Source organism: Corynebacterium drakensteinense (genome assembly GCF_041224285.1).
Taxonomy (GTDB): domain Bacteria; phylum Actinomycetota; class Actinomycetes; order Mycobacteriales; family Mycobacteriaceae; genus Corynebacterium.
The window spans coordinates 14,586-32,982 of record NZ_JAXOFP010000007.1 but is presented as its reverse complement, the minus strand read 5'-3'; the positions used below and the strand labels follow the sequence as shown (position 1 = coordinate 32,982).

Here is an 18,397-nt window from a genome sequence, read left to right as displayed (position 1 = left end):
CAACCCGAAGCATGCTGCCGCACGCTGCACCCCAGCTAACTGGAGATCTCCAGCTCCTCGCCGCCGTCGGCAAGCGAAACCTGCACGGCATCGCCTTCCACGACCTCACCGGCCAGTACCAGCCGCGCCAGCTTGTCGCCGATGGCCTGCTGGATCAACCGGCGTAGCGGACGCGCACCGTAGGCGGGGTCGTAACCGCGCTCAGCCAACCAGGCCTTCGCCGCCGCATCCACACTCAGGCTCAGACGCTTACCAGCCAGGCGTTCGCGCAGCGTATCCAACTGAATATCCACAATGCCTTCCAACAGCTCACTGGACAGCGGCTCGAAGGTCACCACATCATCCAGGCGGTTAATGAACTCCGGCTTGAACGCGGCCTTCACCGCATCCATGATCTGCTCGCGGTCGCCGCCTGCGCCCAAGTTCGAGGTCAGGATGATCACCGTGTTGCGGAAGTCCACGGTCCGCCCCTGTCCGTCGGTCAGCCGACCTTCGTCGAGTACTTGCAACAGCACATCGAAGACATCCGAGTGTGCTTTTTCCACCTCGTCGAAAAGCACCAGCGTGTACGGGCGACGTCGTACGGCCTCAGTCAACTGGCCGCCCGCATCGTGGCCGACGTATCCCGGAGGCGCACCGACCAGCCGCGAAACCGAGTGTTTCTCACCGTATTCCGACATATCGATGCGCACCATCGCGGATTCATCATCGAACATGAACTCCGCCAGCGCTTTCGCTAGCTCGGTCTTGCCGACGCCCGTTGGCCCCAGGAACAGGAAGGAGCCGGTCGGCCGGTTCGGGTCGGCGATGCCCGCGCGGGAGCGACGCACCGCGTCCGAGACCGCCACCACGGCGTCTTTTTGTCCGACGACGCGACGCGCCAAGATATTTTCCATATCCAGCAGCTTCTCGGTCTCCCCTTGCAGCATCTTGCCAGCTGGAATGCCGGTCCAGGCAGAAACTACCTCGGCGATGGTATCCGGGGTGACTTCCTCGCTGAGCATGGTGTTGTTGCGTGCCTGCTCAGCAGCCTTTTCTTCGGCTGCAGCAATTTCGCGTTCCAGCTCGTTGATGCGGCCGTAGCGCAGCGTGGAGACTTTCTCGTAGTCGCCTTCGCGCTCGGCGATTTCTGCTTGCCGACGCAGGTCGTCGAGTTCTTCTTTCAGCGCCTGGACATCGTCGATGGCCTTTTTCTCGTTCGCCCAGCGGGCTTTGAGTTCACCGAGGGTTTCGCGCTGATCCGCCAGCTCTTGTTGCAGACGCACCAACCGATCTTTGGAAGCAGCGTCGGATTCTTTCTTCAGCGCCAGTTCTTCGATTTCCATGCGTCGGACGATGCGCTCGAGCTCGTCGATCTCTTGCGGCGAGGAATCAATCTCCATGCGCAACCGGGAGCCGGCTTCGTCGACAAGATCGATGGCCTTATCCGGCAAGAAGCGGTTGGTGATGTACCGGTTGGAGAGCTCGGCGGCCTGCACCAGCGCGGAATCCTGGATGCGCACGCCGTGGTGGACTTCGTAGCGCTCTTTCAGCCCACGCAGGATGCCGATGGTGTCTTCCACCGAGGGCTCGCCGACGTAGGTTTGCTGGAAACGACGCTCCAGCGCGGCATCTTTTTCGATGTACTTGCGGTATTCATCCAGTGTGGTCGCACCCACCAGGCGCAGTTCACCGCGGGCGAGCATCGGTTTGATCATATTGCCGGCATCCATCGAGCCTTCACCGGTAGCACCGGCACCCACCAGGGTGTGCAGCTCGTCGATAAACGTGATGATCTCGCCTTCGGAAGACTTGATCTCGTCCAACACGGCCTTGAGCCGCTCTTCGAATTCACCGCGGTATTTCGCACCGGCGACCATCGAGCCGAGATCCAGCGATATTAGCCGCTTGCCTTTCAGCGATTCTGGCACGTCACCACCGACGATGCGGCGCGCCAGGCCTTCTACGATGGAGGTCTTGCCGACGCCCGGCTCACCGATAAGCACCGGGTTGTTCTTCGTGCGGCGTGAAAGCACCTGCACGACGCGGCGAATTTCTGAATCGCGCCCGATGACGGGGTCGATCTTGCCTTCGCGGGCCTGCGCGGTCAGATCCGTGGAGTATTTCTCCAGTGCTTGGAAGGAATCCTCCGGGTTTTCCGTGGTCACCTTGGCCGCGCCGCGCACGGCGGGAAACGCGCCTTTGATCGCATCATAGGTGGCTCCGCGCGAGGTCAGCAGCTGCGCGGCATCAGTTTTGGAGGCCGCAATCGCTGCCAGCAGTACTTCGGTGGAGACGTATTCGTCGCCAAGCTCACCGGCCAACTCTTGGGCCTTGGTGAGAACGTTCAGCCCATCGCGGTTGAAGTTCGGCTTTGCCACACCCGCGCCTTCGGCTTTGGGGTAGCCCTCTACTAATTCGGTGGCTTCTTTGCGCACCGTATCGGGGTCTACTCCGGTGGCCTTCAACACCGGGGTGGCGATGCCTTCTTCTTGGCTGAGGATCGCCTGCAGCAGGTGGGCCGGGCGAATGTCCGGGTTGCCTGCCGCCGAGGCGGTTTGCAGCGCGAATTGCAGCGCTTCTTGGGTTTTTGTCGTGGGGTTAAAAGAACTCATGGTGTGTCATATCCTCCCTGTTCTTCCCTGCTTTCGTCACCGTTATTGTGACACCGTTTCAGGGGTTTCATTGGGTATAACACACCATGAGTTGAGTCTATTCCACTCAAGTTAGTATTTTGTGGAATTTTTTGCCAGACACTTGAGTGACGATCGCTAAAGTTTTAGGGCAACGCCCGCGCGGTGCAGTCGTCCGACCGGGGCAACCATATACGGCTAGCCCTCGCCTAGACCTTCCCAGACATCGCAGGATCCGGCCCATTGCCGTTGACGTCGACCACGCCCTTAGCCATGATCGCACCGCGCACCGGCATCCAGCCACCGAATTTGGCGGTCAGGTACACCGCGATAGCAATCGCCAACGCCAACCAACCCAGCCCGGCAGTCATTCCGTAAATCACGGCGAGCGGAGCCAGCACCGTCATACCAATCTCGAATGGGCCAAAACCTACATAAGCCACACCGTATTCCGACAAGGTGCCCGATTTCAGCTTCGGGTCGACAATCTTCAGAATGGCGATACCGGTTGCCACCGTCGCCGTTGCCCAGCCCCAGCCGAAGATGCCGCGTTCCAGCCAGGCAGCGCCAAAGAATTCCGCAGGGAACCACAGCAAGAAGAAAGTACAGAAGATGCTACCCAGCACGAACAGCAGCAACAGTGCCTGCCAATAAGAGGCCACGGCAGCCGGGACAATCGCAGCGATACCGAAGGCGATCAGGTAGTCGGTCGAGGCACCAGATACAGAAGAAACGGTGTCTTTATCCAGGTACTCGCCAGCGCCAATCGCGTTCATGATCGCGCGGAAGAGCAGGCCCACCACCAGGGACATGGCGAATAACGGAATGGAAACGTTTTCCCACAGGCTCTTGATTCCGGCGTTGATGCCGTAGGCGGTCAGCACCGTCAACATGATAAAGCCCAGGTGCAGCGCGAGCGGCTCGATGGCCGATGGGTTGGTCGATGCGCGGCCGATCGACGGGCGTTCGCTCAGGTTCTTGATGTAGCCGCGGCGCAGTTCTTCTGGCAGCTCACCAGGAAGCTGGGAGACTTTATTCCGACGGATACCCCAGTTACCAGCGATCACACCGCCGATAATCGCGGCCAAGGTGCCCACGGTTGCAGAGGTAAAGCCCAGCGAGGATGCCTCTGCTGCACCCACGCCTTCCAGCGCACCACCGACGGCAGCTGCGGTGCCGAACCCACCGGTGAAACCAACCGGAAGCATCATGCCGAACCAGTCCGGAGTATCAAATACCGGAGCGAACAGGTAAACACCCAGCACGACGAACAAGCCCCACTGCGCGGTGAACATGAACGTCGAATAGGCCCACATATTGCGCGCACCCTTGCGCACGGAGCCACCTAGTTCCATGGAATACGCCATGGAGGCAAACACCACGGCGATCAGAATGGAGGTATAGCTGCCGAGGTTCTCGGAAAAACCGACGACGTTGAGCACATTCGGGCCCAGCAGCAAACCAAGCAGACCAGCGGTAACCGGTGCTGGCAGGAGCAAGTCCTGGAAGAAGAATTTGATGCGGTGACGCAATACGTTGCCGACGATCATCAACAAGGAAATAAAGCCAACGTCGAGCATCAGATCGTACGCGGTGAAATCTGCCATGGAACACCTGCCTTTTGTGACATAGACGAAGCTGGGCTTGATTGTTCGACCAAAACACAGCTATAGAACGAGATGATCATAGTACCCATGCCGTAATTGTGCTACCCGCCGCTATCCGCTATTCGCTCAACGCTGGCCAACCATCACTGCCGAACCATCACAGTCCAACCATCACAGTCCAGCCAGCCCGGCCCGACCAGCGCCGCGCAGCCTGCCCGGCCTGGTCCGCACGATAGTGTGGAGAACATGACTATCCGGGATCTTGCCGCACTCGCCACGCACCTGCGCGCCCACCCAGCGACGTTCCGGGATGCGGTGCACCGGCATTTTTTCGCCGCGCTTCCCGACGCCCGCCAGTCCTTTCCCATGGATGCCGCCCAAGGCCACCGCGGGCTTGCGGAGTCTTTCGCCGCCGCATTCGACGCCCCGGACCTCGAAGAATATTTCGCTGACCTGGGCCGCTCGCATCGTCGTCATGGTTTCCCGCCGGATACGTACCCGATTTTCGCCAAGGCGACCCGCCAGGCTTTGGCCGAGATAGATCTTGCCGACGACGTCCTACAGCAGGCAGGAGTGCTTGTCGACGACATCATCGAGTTCATGTCTGCCGCCGCGCACGAGGCCGATGTGGCAGGGATTCCGCCTGCACACATGGGGCAGGTAGTCGATGTGGAACGCGTCGATACCCACACCCGCATCGTGCGCCTGGAATGCGGGCTGCCCGTCGATTACCAGGCTGGACAGTATTTTTCTGTGGCCACCACGCTGATGCCGGGGGTATGGCGTACTTTGGCAGCTGCCCGCCCGTCGGATGGCTGCGGCACACTGGAGTTTCACGTTCGTGATGTCTCGCAGGTTCCCGGCGCGTCCGGGTATTCGCGAAGGTTTATGATGACCCGCCCCGGAGATCAGTGGACACTGGGCAACCCGGCTGGCCAGCTGGAGCTGGATCCGCATCGTGAAAGCCTCGTCATTGCTTTTGGGACCGCGGTGGCTACCCTGTGCTGTTTATTATTCGCTGCTTTTGATGCCCACGGCGAGCAGCATGCCCCGGTGCAAGCGCTGGTGATTAATGATTTTCCCGGCCAGCATTATGAGACGGCCACGCTTAACAGCCTGGATAATCTCACGCCGTGGTTGGATGTGCATGCTTTTACCCGTCATGATGCTGACCCGCATTGGTTGAAACCGCAGCGCGAGCGTCAACGTGAGTTGCGGCAAGCCCTTGCCGACGGCACCGGCCCCGAGGCATCACACGCATCTGCCAGCTTGTCGGTGGACAAGGACCCGGAGGCTACGATCGCTCATTACCGTGACTGGTCCAACCACGATGTGCTGGTCTTAGGGCCAGAAGCAGAGGTTGACGGCATGTTGGCAGCTTTCGCTGCTGCTGGGTTGGATCCAGCTACCGTGCAGACCCAAAGCTGGGGCCGCACGGGTGTGGATACCTCATCGGTTCCGGGTGCACAAAGCAAAGGTTAGTCACCGTGTTTGCGCTGCCATCGACGCAGACGCCATATCTGTATAGGCAGATAAATGAAATAATAGACAACAACCGAAGCCGTGAAATAAAAAGGAAATTCAGACCAATCAATTTCCTCCCAGGGCACAGGCTCTACATTCTCCGCACGATGCCGATAACCAGTCAGACTCGTATAAATAAAATAAAATAACAAAGACGATGGAACCAGCACCACAGAAACCCATTTGGGTGGCACACGCGGTTTCGGATGCGACCACTTCATTACTCACCATCCAGTATCGTCTCATCGATAACAAAGCAGGTTAAAGATGCTCAGCTACTGCACACGAACCAGCGTATAGCGCAAGCCGAGCAGCCGAAAAGCATTGATTAGATCAACACACATTTAGCCTAGACTAACCTTAAATAATCTAGTATCATCAACCGTGCCGACATTCGACACCATCGGACCACAAAAGGGAATTCGCATGGGATCCTTTAGGCGCATTCTGAAAACCCTATTCACAGCGATGCGAACAGCAATAGCTCACAAGTTCCCTTACTCACCAAAGATGATTACATGAAACCACAATTCAATTTGTTGTCGTTAAGCTTAAGCTTCGCTTTGCTGCTTAGTCCGATCGCCGCATTTTCCGCAGCGAGCTTTCTGGACGACAGACTGCTGCCATTCAACGAAGCCGCTGTGGTCATCGACGGTGCCTCCGGGCTTCCCATCGCCGCTGACTTTCGCAATGACCTACACAACTTCGTCGACGAGCATGACGCAACAATCGCCTTTGATGTCGTCGATGGTGATCTCGCTGCAGAACACACTCATTTAGCTATTGCCACAGGTAGTGATGCACCCGACAACCAGGTTGCACAATGGTTAGCGGGAACGAGAAATCCGCAGCCCTTTGATCCACAAAAAACCAGAACCATTACCAGTTTTTCTCGCCTGAATAGCGATGACATTCGCGGAATTTATTACCTCAATGGGCCACCAGATATCAAAGAGAAATTTGCAGATCTAGCACACGAACATGGATACACTACCGTGCCAACAGATGATGGTTCATTGTTGGCAACAATTCCAACCCCGGTGAAACTGACAGCCGTAATCATTGGCTTATTGACTTTTATCCTTGCTGGACTGCATGCCATTCTCGGCAGTCGCCGTTATGCAATCCACAATGTGCACGGGTTACCGCACAGCTTCAGCATTTTCGGTGATTGGCGCTCCAGCGTCCCCGCGATAGCTGGCACCGCCGTGGTGGTTAGTGCTGGCACCACCTTCTTCCTTCACGGCTACAATGGCTTCGCACAATGGCAGCTCTATTCCGCAAACGTGTTTATCTTCGCAGGCATGGGAGTTTTCTGTGCTGCAACAGGTTATGTTGCAGCATTTGTCGTCATCACACGCACCAACGTTCTTGGTGCGCTCAAGGGCCACCTTGTTTCCCGCCCACTGTCTTTTTCCGCCCATGGCATTCGCATCGTCGCACTGTTTTTTGGCTTAGCGTCAATCGCATCACTTGTCATGTTTATCCAGGAAGCCAACCGTCATGCGGAATATTCTGAGGAATGGGCCAAGCGTAGCGATGTATTCAGCACTTTAGTATCCGGCGGAATTGGCGATGATATGAAGCAATTGGGGCCCGAATTACGCAGGCTCGATCACAAGCAAAAACTACTATTTATCAATAGCTTCTGACAGTCTTCGTTAGAATTTTCCACAAACGGTCGGATACTGGCCAACCAGGAATTCGCGCGACAAGAAACCCCGATTTCTGAGGAAGTACTCTCGGATGCTGCCAAGAAAAATGAAATTATTATTTATCTTCCCGCAGCAGCTGATGCAGCAGTAGTGGCAGAAATTCGCGAAGGTCTCGCCGGGGAAGCAGAATTCGCAGAAAGCACCGACTACGATCCTGCACAACGCACCAGGGTCGAATATCATAGCCAACCATTTACGGTTTTTGATTATTTCAATCCTCGTGGTTCGTTGACTAAGTCTCCATTGGTGCATTCTCCAGAACTCGTAATTTTGCCTCCAGGTTTGGAGCCGCTCAGCGACCACAACATCAGTGCAACTCTCACCCGAACCGAAATTCTATTCACTGACCAAGGTGCCGTAGAACAATTACGCGATGAATCTCCTGCCGGAAAGTATGTCTTAGCCAGCCGCCCCATGATTGATTATTGGGGGAAGTCCAACAAGTCGCTATATTCTGATCTGCGCAACACGACTTTTTCCACACTGGTGGCGATATTCATTATCATCATCGCCGCAATTTCTAGCACCGTGTTGTTTTTCAACCGCCACCACCACAGACTCCGGGTTTACGAGATTCTGGGCTATCCCGCACGACGAAAATTCCGCGGGTTAATTATCACAGAACTTCTCTATGTGTTCGCCATTGCCATCTGGCTAGTTCACAGGTATTTCTCGTACCAAGATTTAGCCATCAATACCCCGATGAGCTGGATGTTACGTTTGGAATCACCGTCGATTTTTACTGCCCTATCCGTTTTCGCCATTCCTGTTTGCACCACACTTACTGTATTTTTCACCATCATTGCGCGGGAACGTGCCCAAATCCGCCACCGCACGTAATGCCTAGCTAATGCCGCGCTGATGCCGAGCTACCACCTCAAAGCCTGCTACCAGAAAAGAAATCGCTCATGCTTGAAATCAAAAATGCGAATAAAAGTTTCGGCCCGAAAGATCTATTCCGTGATTTCACTGCCACAGCTGCTACTGGACGTATCACCGCTCTAACAGGAATTTCCGGGTCTGGAAAATCCACTCTGCTTAATTGCATAGGTGGACTCGATACTCTGGACTCTGGCTCTATCGAATTTGCAGGCACCGCCATCACCGGAGTGTCGAAAAGCAAGCTTCGAGCCTTGCGACGGAATACCATCGGTTATTTATTCCAGGATTACGCCCTCATCCCAGAACAAACCGTACGCAGCAATCTTATTCTCGCACTTCCGCGCGACCAGCGAACTCTGCTGGGCAGTGCTAGAAAGCCGGGGCTGGACGCTATCGACACAACCTTAACCGCGGTAGGCCTCGAAGGTTATGCATCCCGGGAAGTATACGCATTATCCGGTGGTGAACAGCAGCGCGTCGCTGTTGCCAGGCTGCTGTTGCGTACTCCCTCGCTCATTCTTGCCGACGAACCCACCGGCGCTTTAGACGCTGCCAACCGCGATGTCGTCCTCGAGCATCTTCGCACTCTTGCCGACGACGGCGCGACCATAATCATCTCCACGCATGATCCCGCCGTCACCGAATTCAGTGACGCAGAAATACGGCTATAGCTCACGCGTGCCACGCAGCACCGGTAGTGCTTTCCGGGCTTTCGCTATTTCGCCAGCAATATCGTCGAGCTCCACATACATGATTTCGTCGTCGTAACCAGCTTCGGCTAACAACTCGCCAGTAGGGCTCAGTACCCGCGAATGCCCCAGCCCGGTCGGGCCGGATTTTTCCCCGCCCTTATCTACGCCACCAGGGCGGGCTTGCCCAGCCGCCAGTAGATACACCGTGGCATCAAGTGCCCGGGCGCTCGTCAACACCCGCCATTGCTCCAGCTTGCCCGGACCATCCGCCCAGCTAGTAGGCAGCACAACAAGCTGTGCACCATCATCGGCCATCTTTTTAAATTGCTCCGGGAATCGCACATCGTAGCAGGTCGCTACACCAACCTTGTGCCCGGCAACATCAACCACCACGGTGCTCTCCCCCGGGTGCACGGTATCGGATTCGCGGTAGGCGAAAGCATCGAAGGTGTGGATCTTGTCATAAAACTCGCTGCTCCCACCGCCTGTAATAAGGGCGGAGTTATACACGCGGTTGATGGTTTTCCCGTCGACTTCCACCGTATCGGCGGGGCGGAACATGCCGACGACGACGGTCACGCCGCGTTCGTCGGCAAGCGTGGTGATTTCTTCTGCGAAATGCTCGGCGTATTCGTTGGCATTGCCGTCCAGACGCCCGGAGTCGAAGGCTTGAAACGTCGCTTCTGGCAGAACAATTAGCTGCGCGTCACTGTCTGCGGCCTCGGTAATTTTATCTTTGGCCAGCGCCAAATTCGCTTGCACGTCGGGGCCAGAGGTCAGCTGTACTAGTGCGATCTTCATGATGCCAGTCTAATCGCGCACCACCGCGCTGTGTTGTGGATAACTCAAGTTATCCACAGGGCGGATTGGGCAACGCTAGCCGACAGCGACGCCGACGAGCACACTGAGCCACATGGATTTCTTGCGATTAACCGATACCGCTCTCGATCTGCTCGCCGACCATGCCCGCCACCGCTTCGCCCCGCACCTTGCTGCGGGTTTGGGCTCTGCACGATCCACCCCGACGCTTACCGCACTGCGCAACGCCGAAGGCAGTTGGCATGACGCGGCCATCGAAATTGATGAACAGCTCAAAGCCCACCTGCTAGAGGTACGGAATACCTTCTGCGAGGTGGCCGACAACGATGATGCGATGGCACACCACCTGCAGCGCATGCTGTCTGCCGACGATGCTGGCGTCGGCACCAGTACAGCACCAGTACAGCACGCCGATAGCTCGCGATAACAGCGCGCAGCCAACACTTCAGGAATGAAAGGAAATAGCGATGGTGTACTCACAAAATACAACCACCTCGCAAGAAATGTTCGCAGCTGCCGACGGCATCCGCAGCCGCGCGAGTGCGCTCGAAGCTGATCAGCAGCAATTTTCTGGTTCGCTCGCCAGCATGGTGGAGCTGGATTTCGATGGTGCTGCCGCCCAGTCAGGCATTTCCCGCGCGCATGAGATCATCGAATCCATCACCACGGCCACACGGGCGATGCGCATAGTCGCAGGCATCGTGGAATCCTTCGCGGGCCAAATGGAATGGGCGGAACGACTAGAACGAATCGCCACGGCTGCGGTCAATGCGACACCCGCGGGTCCAGTGCTCTCGCACGCGTTACGGGCTATCCAGCTGATCGGAAAAAGCATTGATGCCGCGTGTGCCCTATCCATCGAGGCTGCTTGCTTTGGTTCACAGCATCTGCCGCATCGTTTCGGCGATTTTATGCCTTCGGCTCTCGGCGGCCTGCACCCCGACGGCGCGATAGATCTCAGCATCGACGATATCCATACCGTCCAGGCGTGCCGCGCACCAGATCCCCTGCTGGCGCAGACGGTCGATCACCCAGATTTACGCCTACTGGAAGTCACGGACAAACACTGGGCGGGTATGGTCGGCCCGCCTCCGGAAGATACCGATAACCTGGTGGTTTTCGTTCCCGGCGTGGGATCAGATGGCAACGACAGCATCGGTGGACAGATCGATCGCGCCCGCACCCAGGCCGCGGCGATGGGCGGAACCGGGCTGATTTATGGCTATGATGCTCCGGACCGGCTACTCAGCGGCACGTCCTCGGGTGCAGCACACACCGCTGGGCCGCAATTGCGGGAGTTTCTTGCCGACATCGACCAGCGCTATCCCAACCATCACGTCACGGTCATCGGCTATTCCTATGGTTCGGTGGTCGTCGGCAATGCTGCCAGTGGCGGAACACCAATGCGTGCCGACGATGTGTTGTTCGTGGGATCGCCGGGCACGGGTCTGGCTAGCACAGACGAAATGAACCTGCGGGGTGATAATCCGCAGGTTCATGCTGCCCGGCGCGCCCTGGATCCGGTCAGCGGGATGGCGTATTCCAACGGCGGGCTATTCGGGGTAAACCCGGCCGCACCCACCTTTGGTGCCCAGCCCTGGCCGGGAGACGGGATGCGCGATCACAGCGGGTTCTTCGACGACGAGGCTTACCTCAATGGGTTTGCAGAGCTTGCCCGCCGCAGGGGCTTGGCAGGGCCTTAACCAAGCCGCAGTAGCCAGGTTTAGAACAGACCGACTGGGTTTTCAGCATAAGAAACGAGCACGTTTTTGGTTTCTTGGTAGTGCCCGAGCATCATCAGGTGATTTTCCCGGCCCAAACCAGACTGCTTATAGCCGCCAAATGCCGAGTGCGCTGGGTAGTTATGATACTGGTTCACCCACACACGGCCGGCTTGGATATCACGTCCGGCACGGTAGGCGATATTGCCGTTGCGCGTCCACACACCACTGCCCAGACCGAAGTCAGTGTCGTTGGAGATCCTGATGGCTTCGTCGTAGTCCTTGAACGTGGCCACGGACAGCACCGGACCGAAGATTTCTTCGCGGAAAATCTTCATATCGTTCGTACCTTTGAACACGGTTGGCTCGATATAGAAGCCGCCGCCGATGACCTCGTTGACGTTGCCACCGATCAGGGTTTCTGCGCCTTCTTCTGGTCCGGACTGCAGATAAGAAACAATCTTGTCCATCTGTTCCTGGGATGCCTGGGCGCCCATCATCGTCTCGGTATCCAACGGGTTGCCGATCTTGATCTGCTTGACCCGCTCAAGTGCACGTTCCAGGAACGCATCGGCAATGTCTTCGTGGATCAATGCGCGCGATGGACAGGTACACACCTCGCCTTGGTTGAGCGCGAACATGGTAAACCCTTCGAGGCATTTGTCCAGGAATTCGTCGTCTTTGTCCATGATGTCTGGGAAGAACACCGACGGAGACTTTCCGCCGAGTTCCAGGGTGACTGGGATGATTTTTTCTGCCGAAGCCTTGTTGATCATCTTGCCGACGGGTGTGGAACCCGTAAACGCGATCTTCGCGATGCGATCCGACGACGTCAACGCCACACCGGCTTCGTCGCCGAGTCCGTTGACGATGTTGAGCACACCAGGTGGCAGCAGATCCGCGATCTTTTCCACCAAGTACAGGATAGAAACTGGGGTTTGTTCTGCGGGTTTCAAGACGATGGTGTTACCGCTGGCCAACGCCGGGGCAAGCTTCCAGGCTGCCATCAGGATTGGGAAGTTCCACGGAATGATCTGGCCGACGACGCCGAGTGGCTCGTGGAAGTGATACGCGACGGTATCATCGTCGATCTGTGAAAGTCGGCCTTCTTGGGTGCGGATAGCAGAGGCAAAGTAACGGAAGTGATCTACGGCCAGCGGGAGATCCGCTGCCAGGGTTTCGCGTACAGCCTTACCGTTTTCCCAGGTCTCTGCTACCGCGAGTTCTTCCAGGTTGTCCTCAATACGCTGGGCAATCTGCAGCAAAATATTGGAGCGCTCTGCCGCTGAAGTTTTCCCCCAGGCTGGTGCTGCCTCGTGCGCGGCATCCAATGCACGTTCGATGTCTGCTTTGGTACCGCGGCCGAATTCACAAAAAACTTTGCCGTTGACCGGTGAGATATTTTCCAGATATTGGCCCTCTGCGGGCGCCACCCATTCGCCACCAATGAAGTGGTCATAGCGCTTTTTGAAGTCGACGATGGAGCCTTCTTCGCCTGGGTTTGCGTACACGGTCATGAGGTTGACACCTTTCTTCCAGATGGTGCAGCCGTTGCAGCTAATGAGCGGTGTATTGCACATTCACCCCACGCATTATGAACGCGGTCACAACGGCGTGCCGATATACTACGACATCATAGCGTGATCTAGAGCATAAATAAAGGTTTTACAGAATAAAATATCCCCACAGAAACCAATGGGATTCATCAGCTTCTGCGGGGATATCAGCGACAACCGATTTTACGGGACGACGCTAGTCGGATTAATTCCGGCGTCCACGTCCACGGCGCGACGAGCGCGGCTCCCACATCACCACGGCCGAAGACCGCGGGACGTGCACCAACTCGCCTTTGCTCGAGGTCGCCCGCGCCGGCGCCGAACTCGATGCAGAGCGCAGTTTGCCGCGTAGCTCTTCAACCTCGGCGGCCAACTGGTCACGTTCTTCTTCCAGCGCATCACGCTGTTCCGTCAGCTCAATGATGGCCTTGATTCCAGCGAGATTAACGCCTTCATCTTGGGAAAGCCGCTGGATTTTCCGCAGCATCGCGATATCGCGCTGCGAATAACGACGCCCACCACCGCGGGTGCGTGCCGGTGTCACCAGCCCGAGCCGGTCATAGGTTCGCAGGGTCTGCGCGTGCATTCCAGATAGTTCAGCAGCAACGGAGATGACGAAGACCTCGCGGTATTCTTCACGAAATTCCTCTTGCGAATCGTTCGCCATGGTGTTGTCACCTCCTGTGGTTGCTTGTCGTTATTTATGTGGATTTCCGGCCCAACCTGCGCGGGCATCAAAACCGGAATCTTTTTCTGCCTGGGCGTAGGTGCGCAAACTAGATTTCGCGGCATCATCCAACGACGTTGGCACCGTTACCTGCACTTTCACGTGCAGATCACCATGCTTGCCGGAAGATTTCTTGATGCCTCGGCCACGCACCCGCAGGGTGCGACCGTCGGCCGTTCCCGCCGGGATTTTCACCCGCACCGGCGCGTCTAGTGTCGGCACGGTGATCGTATCGCCGAGCGCGAGCTCCGCGAACGATACCGGGACCGTCAACACCAGGTCATCGCCGTCACGGGAGAAGACTTCGTCGTCACGAACCTTAACCGAAACGAACAAATCCCCGGATGGCTTGCCCTGCGGGCCAGCCTCACCTTGGCCTGCCAGGCGGACTTTTTGCCCATCGACGACACCGGCCGGGATCCGCACGGTAATCGAACGAGTCCGGTTCACGGTTCCGCTTCCCGAGCACGTCTCACAGGGGTCCGGGATCTTCGAACCAGTGCCGTCGCAGTTCGAGCACGGCTGAGAAAAGCCGAATGCTCCACGGTTCTCGCTGGTATAGCCACTGCCATTACATCGGCCACAGGTGGCCTGCTTCCCAGATTTCGATCCGGAGCCGTGGCAGGTGGTGCACGGCGCATTGCCGCGCAGCTCTAGCGGGATCGTCGTGCCTTTCGCAGCTTCTCGAAAGTCGAGCGTAATGGAGGTTTCGACGTCGGCGCCTCGCGTCGGCCGAGCTTGGTGCCCACCAGCACCGCCGCGGTTAAAGAGGCCGCCGAAGATGTCACCCAGACCGCCGTCTTCAAATGCTCCTCCAAATCCGCCAGCCCCGGGCGCCCCGCCCGAGAAGAAGCCGTCTTGGCTTTGCGACGAGCGGCGAAACCCGCCGGGAAAGCCGGCGCCTCCAAACCTGCCGCCCCCAGAACGCAGCATCGCTTTGAACTCGTCGTATTCCTTGCGCTTCTTGTCGTCGCCAAGCACGTCGTAGGCCGAAGCGGCAGCCTTGAACTTGGCGAGTTTTTTCTCATCGTCCGGGTTCGTATCTGGGTGATTTTCCCGGGCGATTTTGCGGTAGGCCCGGCGGATCTCAGCTTTTGAGGCATCGGAGGAAACGCCTAGGTCCCCGTAATAATCCTTATCGGCCCATTCACTTTGGGACATGGTTCGTCCCCTCCTTCCTCATTGTTTACTGATTGTCGCCTTCTGGATCAGAGATGATCACCATGGCATTGCGCACCAGGCGGTCTCCGACCTTGTAGCCCTTGCGCAGGACAGTGCCGACGACTTGCTCATCGCCGCTGGACAGATCCTGCACGGCTTCGTGGATTTCTGGATCAAAAGCCTCGCCGGGTTCACCGAACGTGACCAGGTTTTGGCCTTTCAGCGTCTCCCGGAATTTGGATCCGAACTTCTCCAGTGCGGAGCCTTCTTCCAAGTCGCCGTGCTGTTTCGCTAATTCCAGATCATCCAAGATCGGGAGCAGGGAGCTCAGCACTGAGGCTTTGGCAGATTCAGAAACGCTCTGGCGTTCCCGATCGCTGCGGCGGCGGTAGTTGGTGTACTCCGCGTTCAAGCGCTTCAGGTCATCGGTGCGCTCATCGAGCTGTCGCTGCAGAGACTGTTCTGGGGTTTCTGCCTCTTGCGCAGCTTGCTCGGCGTCAGCTTCGCCAGCTGTCTCTTCCGCATCAGCTGCAGCTTCTTCTGCTTCATCAGCGACCGCATCGCGAGCAGCCGCGCCCGCAGCCTCTCCTTCGGGAGTGCTGACTGGCTGTTCTACTTCATCAACCTCGGGTTCCACAGCGACGTCGTCGGCAAGCCCTTCGGCACCGGCACCACCGGATGGCTGGCCGGTTTCTTGCTGGGTCGCCTCAGCGGCTTCCGCAGCGGCCTCGGCTTGTGCGGCAGAGGTAGCCTCTGGGTCCGTCACGTCCGGGGAACCGGGGTTATCCGGCATCTCGTCCCGGTTGGTCATTTACTTCTCACCCTTTGCTGCATCGTCAGAGTTGTCGGCGTCGTCTTCGTCAACAACTTCCGCATCCACAACATCGTCGTTGCCAGCCTGGCCGGCATCGCCGTCAGCCTGTGCCTGTGCGGCCTCAGCTTCGTACATTGCCTGGCCCATGGCCTGGGATTCAGAAGACAGCTTCTCGACGGCGGACTTGATGGCCTCGATGTCGTCGCCCTTCAACGCCTCGTCGACAGCATCGGCGGCTTCGGTGACCTTGTTCTTGGTCTCTTCGTCGATCTTCTCGCCGTTGTCCTCGAGGAACTTGCGGGTCTGGTAAGCAGTGTTTTCCGCGTTGTTGCGGGTCTCCTGCTCTTCACGACGCTTCTTGTCTTCTTCAGCGTGCGCTTCGGCGTCTTTCACCATCCGATCGATTTCTTCATCGGACAGGCCGGAGCCTTCCTGGATCTTGATGGTGTTTTCTTTGCCAGTGCCCTTGTCCTTTGCGGAAACGGACACGATGCCGTTGGCGTCGATATCGAAGGTGACCTCGACCTGTGGAACACCGCGTGGCGCTGGGGCGATGCCACCGAGCTCGAAGGAGCCCAGCAACTTGTTGTGCTGCGCCATCTCGCGCTCACCCTGGAAGACCTGGATCTGTACGGATGGCTGGTTGTCTTCCGCGGTGGTGAAGGTCTCGGACTTCTTGGTTGGGATGGTGGTGTTGCGCTCAATGAGCTTGGTCATCACACCACCCTTGGTTTCGATACCCAGCGACAGCGGGGTGACATCCAGCAGTAGAACGTCCTTGACGTCACCGCGCAGAACACCTGCCTGCAGGGCAGCACCGGAAGCAACGACCTCATCTGGGTTAACGCCCTTGTTTGGCTCCTTGCCGGTCATTTCCTTAACCAGCTCAGCGACTGCTGGCATACGGGTGGAACCACCGACCAGAACGACGTGGTTGATGTCGCCGATGCCCAGGTCTGCGTCCTTGATGACCTGGTTGAATGGCTTCTTGGTGCGATCCAGCAAGTCTTGGGTGATGCGCTGGAATTCGGTGCGGGTCAGAGTCTCATCCAAGAACAGTGGGTTCTTGTCGCCATCGACAGTGATGTATGGCAGGTTGATCGAGGCCTGCTGTGCCGAGGACAACTCGATCTTGGCCTTTTCTGCAGCCTCACGCAGACGCTGCAGGGCCATCTTGTCCTTGGTCAGGTCAATGCCGTTGGCCTGCTGGAATTTCTCTGCCAGCCAGTCGACGATGCGCTGATCCCAGTCATCGCCACCAAGGCTGTTGTCACCAGCGGTTGCAACAACTTCCACGACGCCGTCGCCAATTTCCAGCAGCGAAACGTCGAAAGTACCGCCACCAAGGTCGAAGACCAGGATGGTTTGTTCTTGCTCGCCCTTTTCCAGGCCATAAGCCAGCGCCGCTGCGGTTGGCTCGTTGACGATACGCAGGACGTTCAGGCCAGCGATCTGGCCAGCTTCCTTGGTTGCCTGACGCTGTGCGTCCTCGAAGTATGCCGGCACCGTGATCACGGCGTCGGTGACATCTTCACCCAGGTAGGATTCCGCGTCGCGCTTCAGTTTCATCAGCGTGCGAGCCGAAATTTCCTGTGGGGTGTACTTCTTATCGTCAATATCGGTGGTCCAGTCAGTACCAATGTGGCGCTTGACCGAACGGATAGTGCGGTCGACGTTGGTGACCGCCTGGTTCTTTGCAGACTGACCAACCAGGATTTCGCCGTTCTTCGCGAAAGCAACGACGGATGGGGTGGTGCGAGCACCCTCCGAGTTAGCGATAACCTTCGCTTCGCCGCCCTCCAGGACGGAAACGACAGAGTTCGTGGTTCCGAGGTCAATACCTACTGCGCGTCCCATTCTTGATTCTCCTTCGTGCAACTTGTGTGAACTTGATTGTCAGTGACTCAACTACAAACGAGACTGTAGCAGACAGCTTTTCAGTGTGCCAACTTTCTTGAGTCTAGGTCACTCAACTTATGTAACCAAGATACCCTCAGAGTTATTCCCGAGGCACTCAAGTTTGAGGAATTCGCTGTTCATCGACCATTTTTCACGCTGATGACATCACGTCTACAGCACAGAACACAGCGCAGAACGAGCACAACAGTGGGCTAGTGGGCGTTGCTGCCTCCCGAAAACCAACCACAAGATGACCGTTGCGGCCCTAGGGGCATGGATCAATACGCTGAGGCGATGGAGGCGAGGTGACATCAAGACTTTTGCGCCACAACATAGCCCAGACTGCATGCAATCAGCCCGATAATGCCAAATATTATTGCAAGAATTTCTTGTTCTCGGACAAGAAAAACCCCTGCAATAGGGTAAGCAACGGTTGCTAATAAAAATGAGCCCACACCGAGTTTTGATGGGTGCCCTACTAAAGGGTGGTTAGGTTTTTGTTTTCCAGCGGCTCTAGCAGCAGTAGCAGACAATATCGCTGCAACCACCATGATCAGCAGGGGATACCACATACCACCCAAAATACCTCAACTCAATTACCGCAGCCCATACCGCTCCTGCAAATTTTACTCTCCCAAACTGGGAAGGTTAGTGCCCCCACGTGAATC

The 18,397-nt window shown here is 57.1% G+C and carries 16 protein-coding genes; 6 read left to right on the top strand and 10 right to left on the bottom strand.

All coding sequences use genetic code 11. From position 1 onward, the window contains the following. Window positions 1–35 precede the first annotated feature (35 nt). Together clpB and U1140_RS05440 are read right to left on the bottom strand one after the other, a co-directional pair. Window positions 36–2,594, bottom strand: a complete 2,559-nt coding sequence (gene clpB / locus U1140_RS05445; protein ID WP_369846526.1) for an ATP-dependent chaperone ClpB — start codon at window positions 2,592–2,594, stop codon at window positions 36–38. Between the two features lie 227 nt (window positions 2,595–2,821). After that, window positions 2,822–4,219 carry a sodium/glutamate symporter gene (locus U1140_RS05440; RefSeq protein WP_369846525.1) on the bottom strand — a complete coding sequence of 466 codons (1,398 nt, stop codon included), beginning with the start codon at window positions 4,217–4,219 and terminating at the stop codon, window positions 2,822–2,824. Window positions 4,220–4,465: 246 nt separating this feature from the next. On the opposite strand from U1140_RS05440, the gene U1140_RS05435 reads away from it, so the two are divergent. Continuing rightward, on the top strand, window positions 4,466–5,701 hold the full coding sequence (locus U1140_RS05435; protein ID WP_369846524.1) for a hypothetical protein: 1,236 nt from the start codon (window positions 4,466–4,468) through the stop codon (window positions 5,699–5,701). On the opposite strand, the gene U1140_RS05430 is transcribed toward U1140_RS05435, so the two are convergent. Beyond that, window positions 5,698–5,964 (bottom strand): hypothetical protein, encoded by a 267-nt coding sequence (locus U1140_RS05430; protein ID WP_021351984.1) that lies wholly within the window; start codon window positions 5,962–5,964, stop codon window positions 5,698–5,700. The genes U1140_RS05435 and U1140_RS05430 overlap by 4 nt on opposite strands. 297 nt (window positions 5,965–6,261) lie before the next feature. On the opposite strand from U1140_RS05430, the gene U1140_RS05425 reads away from it, so the two are divergent. From U1140_RS05425 to U1140_RS05415, 3 genes are all read left to right on the top strand, one after another. Further along, complete coding sequence (locus tag U1140_RS05425; RefSeq protein WP_369846523.1) at window positions 6,262–7,395, top strand: hypothetical protein; 1,134 nt, start codon at window positions 6,262–6,264, stop codon at window positions 7,393–7,395. Window positions 7,396–7,548: 153 nt separating this feature from the next. Next, on the top strand, window positions 7,549–8,298 hold the full coding sequence (locus U1140_RS05420; RefSeq protein ID WP_369846522.1) for a hypothetical protein: 750 nt from the start codon (window positions 7,549–7,551) through the stop codon (window positions 8,296–8,298). Window positions 8,299–8,366: 68 nt separating this feature from the next. After that, entirely contained in the window at window positions 8,367–9,011 is a 645-nt protein-coding gene (locus U1140_RS05415; protein ID WP_369846521.1) for an ABC transporter ATP-binding protein, read from the top strand. Here U1140_RS05415 and U1140_RS05410 read toward each other — a convergent pair. Next, entirely contained in the window at window positions 9,006–9,833 is an 828-nt protein-coding gene (locus U1140_RS05410; protein ID WP_369846520.1) for a nitrilase-related carbon-nitrogen hydrolase, read from the bottom strand. The genes U1140_RS05415 and U1140_RS05410 overlap by 6 nt on opposite strands. Before the next feature lie 112 nt (window positions 9,834–9,945). Here U1140_RS05410 and U1140_RS05405 point away from each other — a divergent pair, with 112 nt between their 5' ends. Both U1140_RS05405 and U1140_RS05400 read left to right on the top strand, forming a co-directional pair. Beyond that, window positions 9,946–10,278, top strand: a complete 333-nt coding sequence (locus U1140_RS05405; protein WP_369846519.1) for a hypothetical protein — start codon at window positions 9,946–9,948, stop codon at window positions 10,276–10,278. Between the two features lie 40 nt (window positions 10,279–10,318). Continuing rightward, complete coding sequence (locus U1140_RS05400; RefSeq protein WP_369846518.1) at window positions 10,319–11,554, top strand: alpha/beta hydrolase; 1,236 nt, start codon at window positions 10,319–10,321, stop codon at window positions 11,552–11,554. A gap of 20 nt (window positions 11,555–11,574) precedes the next feature. On the opposite strand, the gene exaC is transcribed toward U1140_RS05400, so the two are convergent. From exaC to U1140_RS05370, 6 genes are all read right to left on the bottom strand, one after another. Beyond that, complete coding sequence (gene exaC, locus U1140_RS05395; protein ID WP_369846517.1) at window positions 11,575–13,089, bottom strand: acetaldehyde dehydrogenase ExaC; 1,515 nt, start codon at window positions 13,087–13,089, stop codon at window positions 11,575–11,577. Between the two features lie 244 nt (window positions 13,090–13,333). Next, the gene (locus tag U1140_RS05390) at window positions 13,334–13,795 is read right to left on the bottom strand and encodes a heat shock protein transcriptional repressor HspR (RefSeq protein ID WP_369846516.1); all 462 of its coding nucleotides are present in this window, start codon (window positions 13,793–13,795) and stop codon (window positions 13,334–13,336) included. A 30-nt stretch (window positions 13,796–13,825) separates the two neighbouring features. Further along, entirely contained in the window at window positions 13,826–15,016 is a 1,191-nt protein-coding gene (gene dnaJ / locus U1140_RS05385; protein WP_369846515.1) for a molecular chaperone DnaJ, read from the bottom strand. Between the two features lie 25 nt (window positions 15,017–15,041). Further along, window positions 15,042–15,827 carry a nucleotide exchange factor GrpE gene (grpE, locus tag U1140_RS05380; RefSeq protein ID WP_369846514.1) on the bottom strand — a complete coding sequence of 262 codons (786 nt, stop codon included), beginning with the start codon at window positions 15,825–15,827 and terminating at the stop codon, window positions 15,042–15,044. Continuing rightward, the gene (gene dnaK / locus U1140_RS05375) at window positions 15,828–17,687 is read right to left on the bottom strand and encodes a molecular chaperone DnaK (protein WP_369846513.1); all 1,860 of its coding nucleotides are present in this window, start codon (window positions 17,685–17,687) and stop codon (window positions 15,828–15,830) included. Window positions 17,688–18,040: 353 nt separating this feature from the next. After that, window positions 18,041–18,301 carry a hypothetical protein gene (locus tag U1140_RS05370; RefSeq protein ID WP_369846512.1) on the bottom strand — a complete coding sequence of 87 codons (261 nt, stop codon included), beginning with the start codon at window positions 18,299–18,301 and terminating at the stop codon, window positions 18,041–18,043. Window positions 18,302–18,397: the final 96 nt, after the last annotated feature.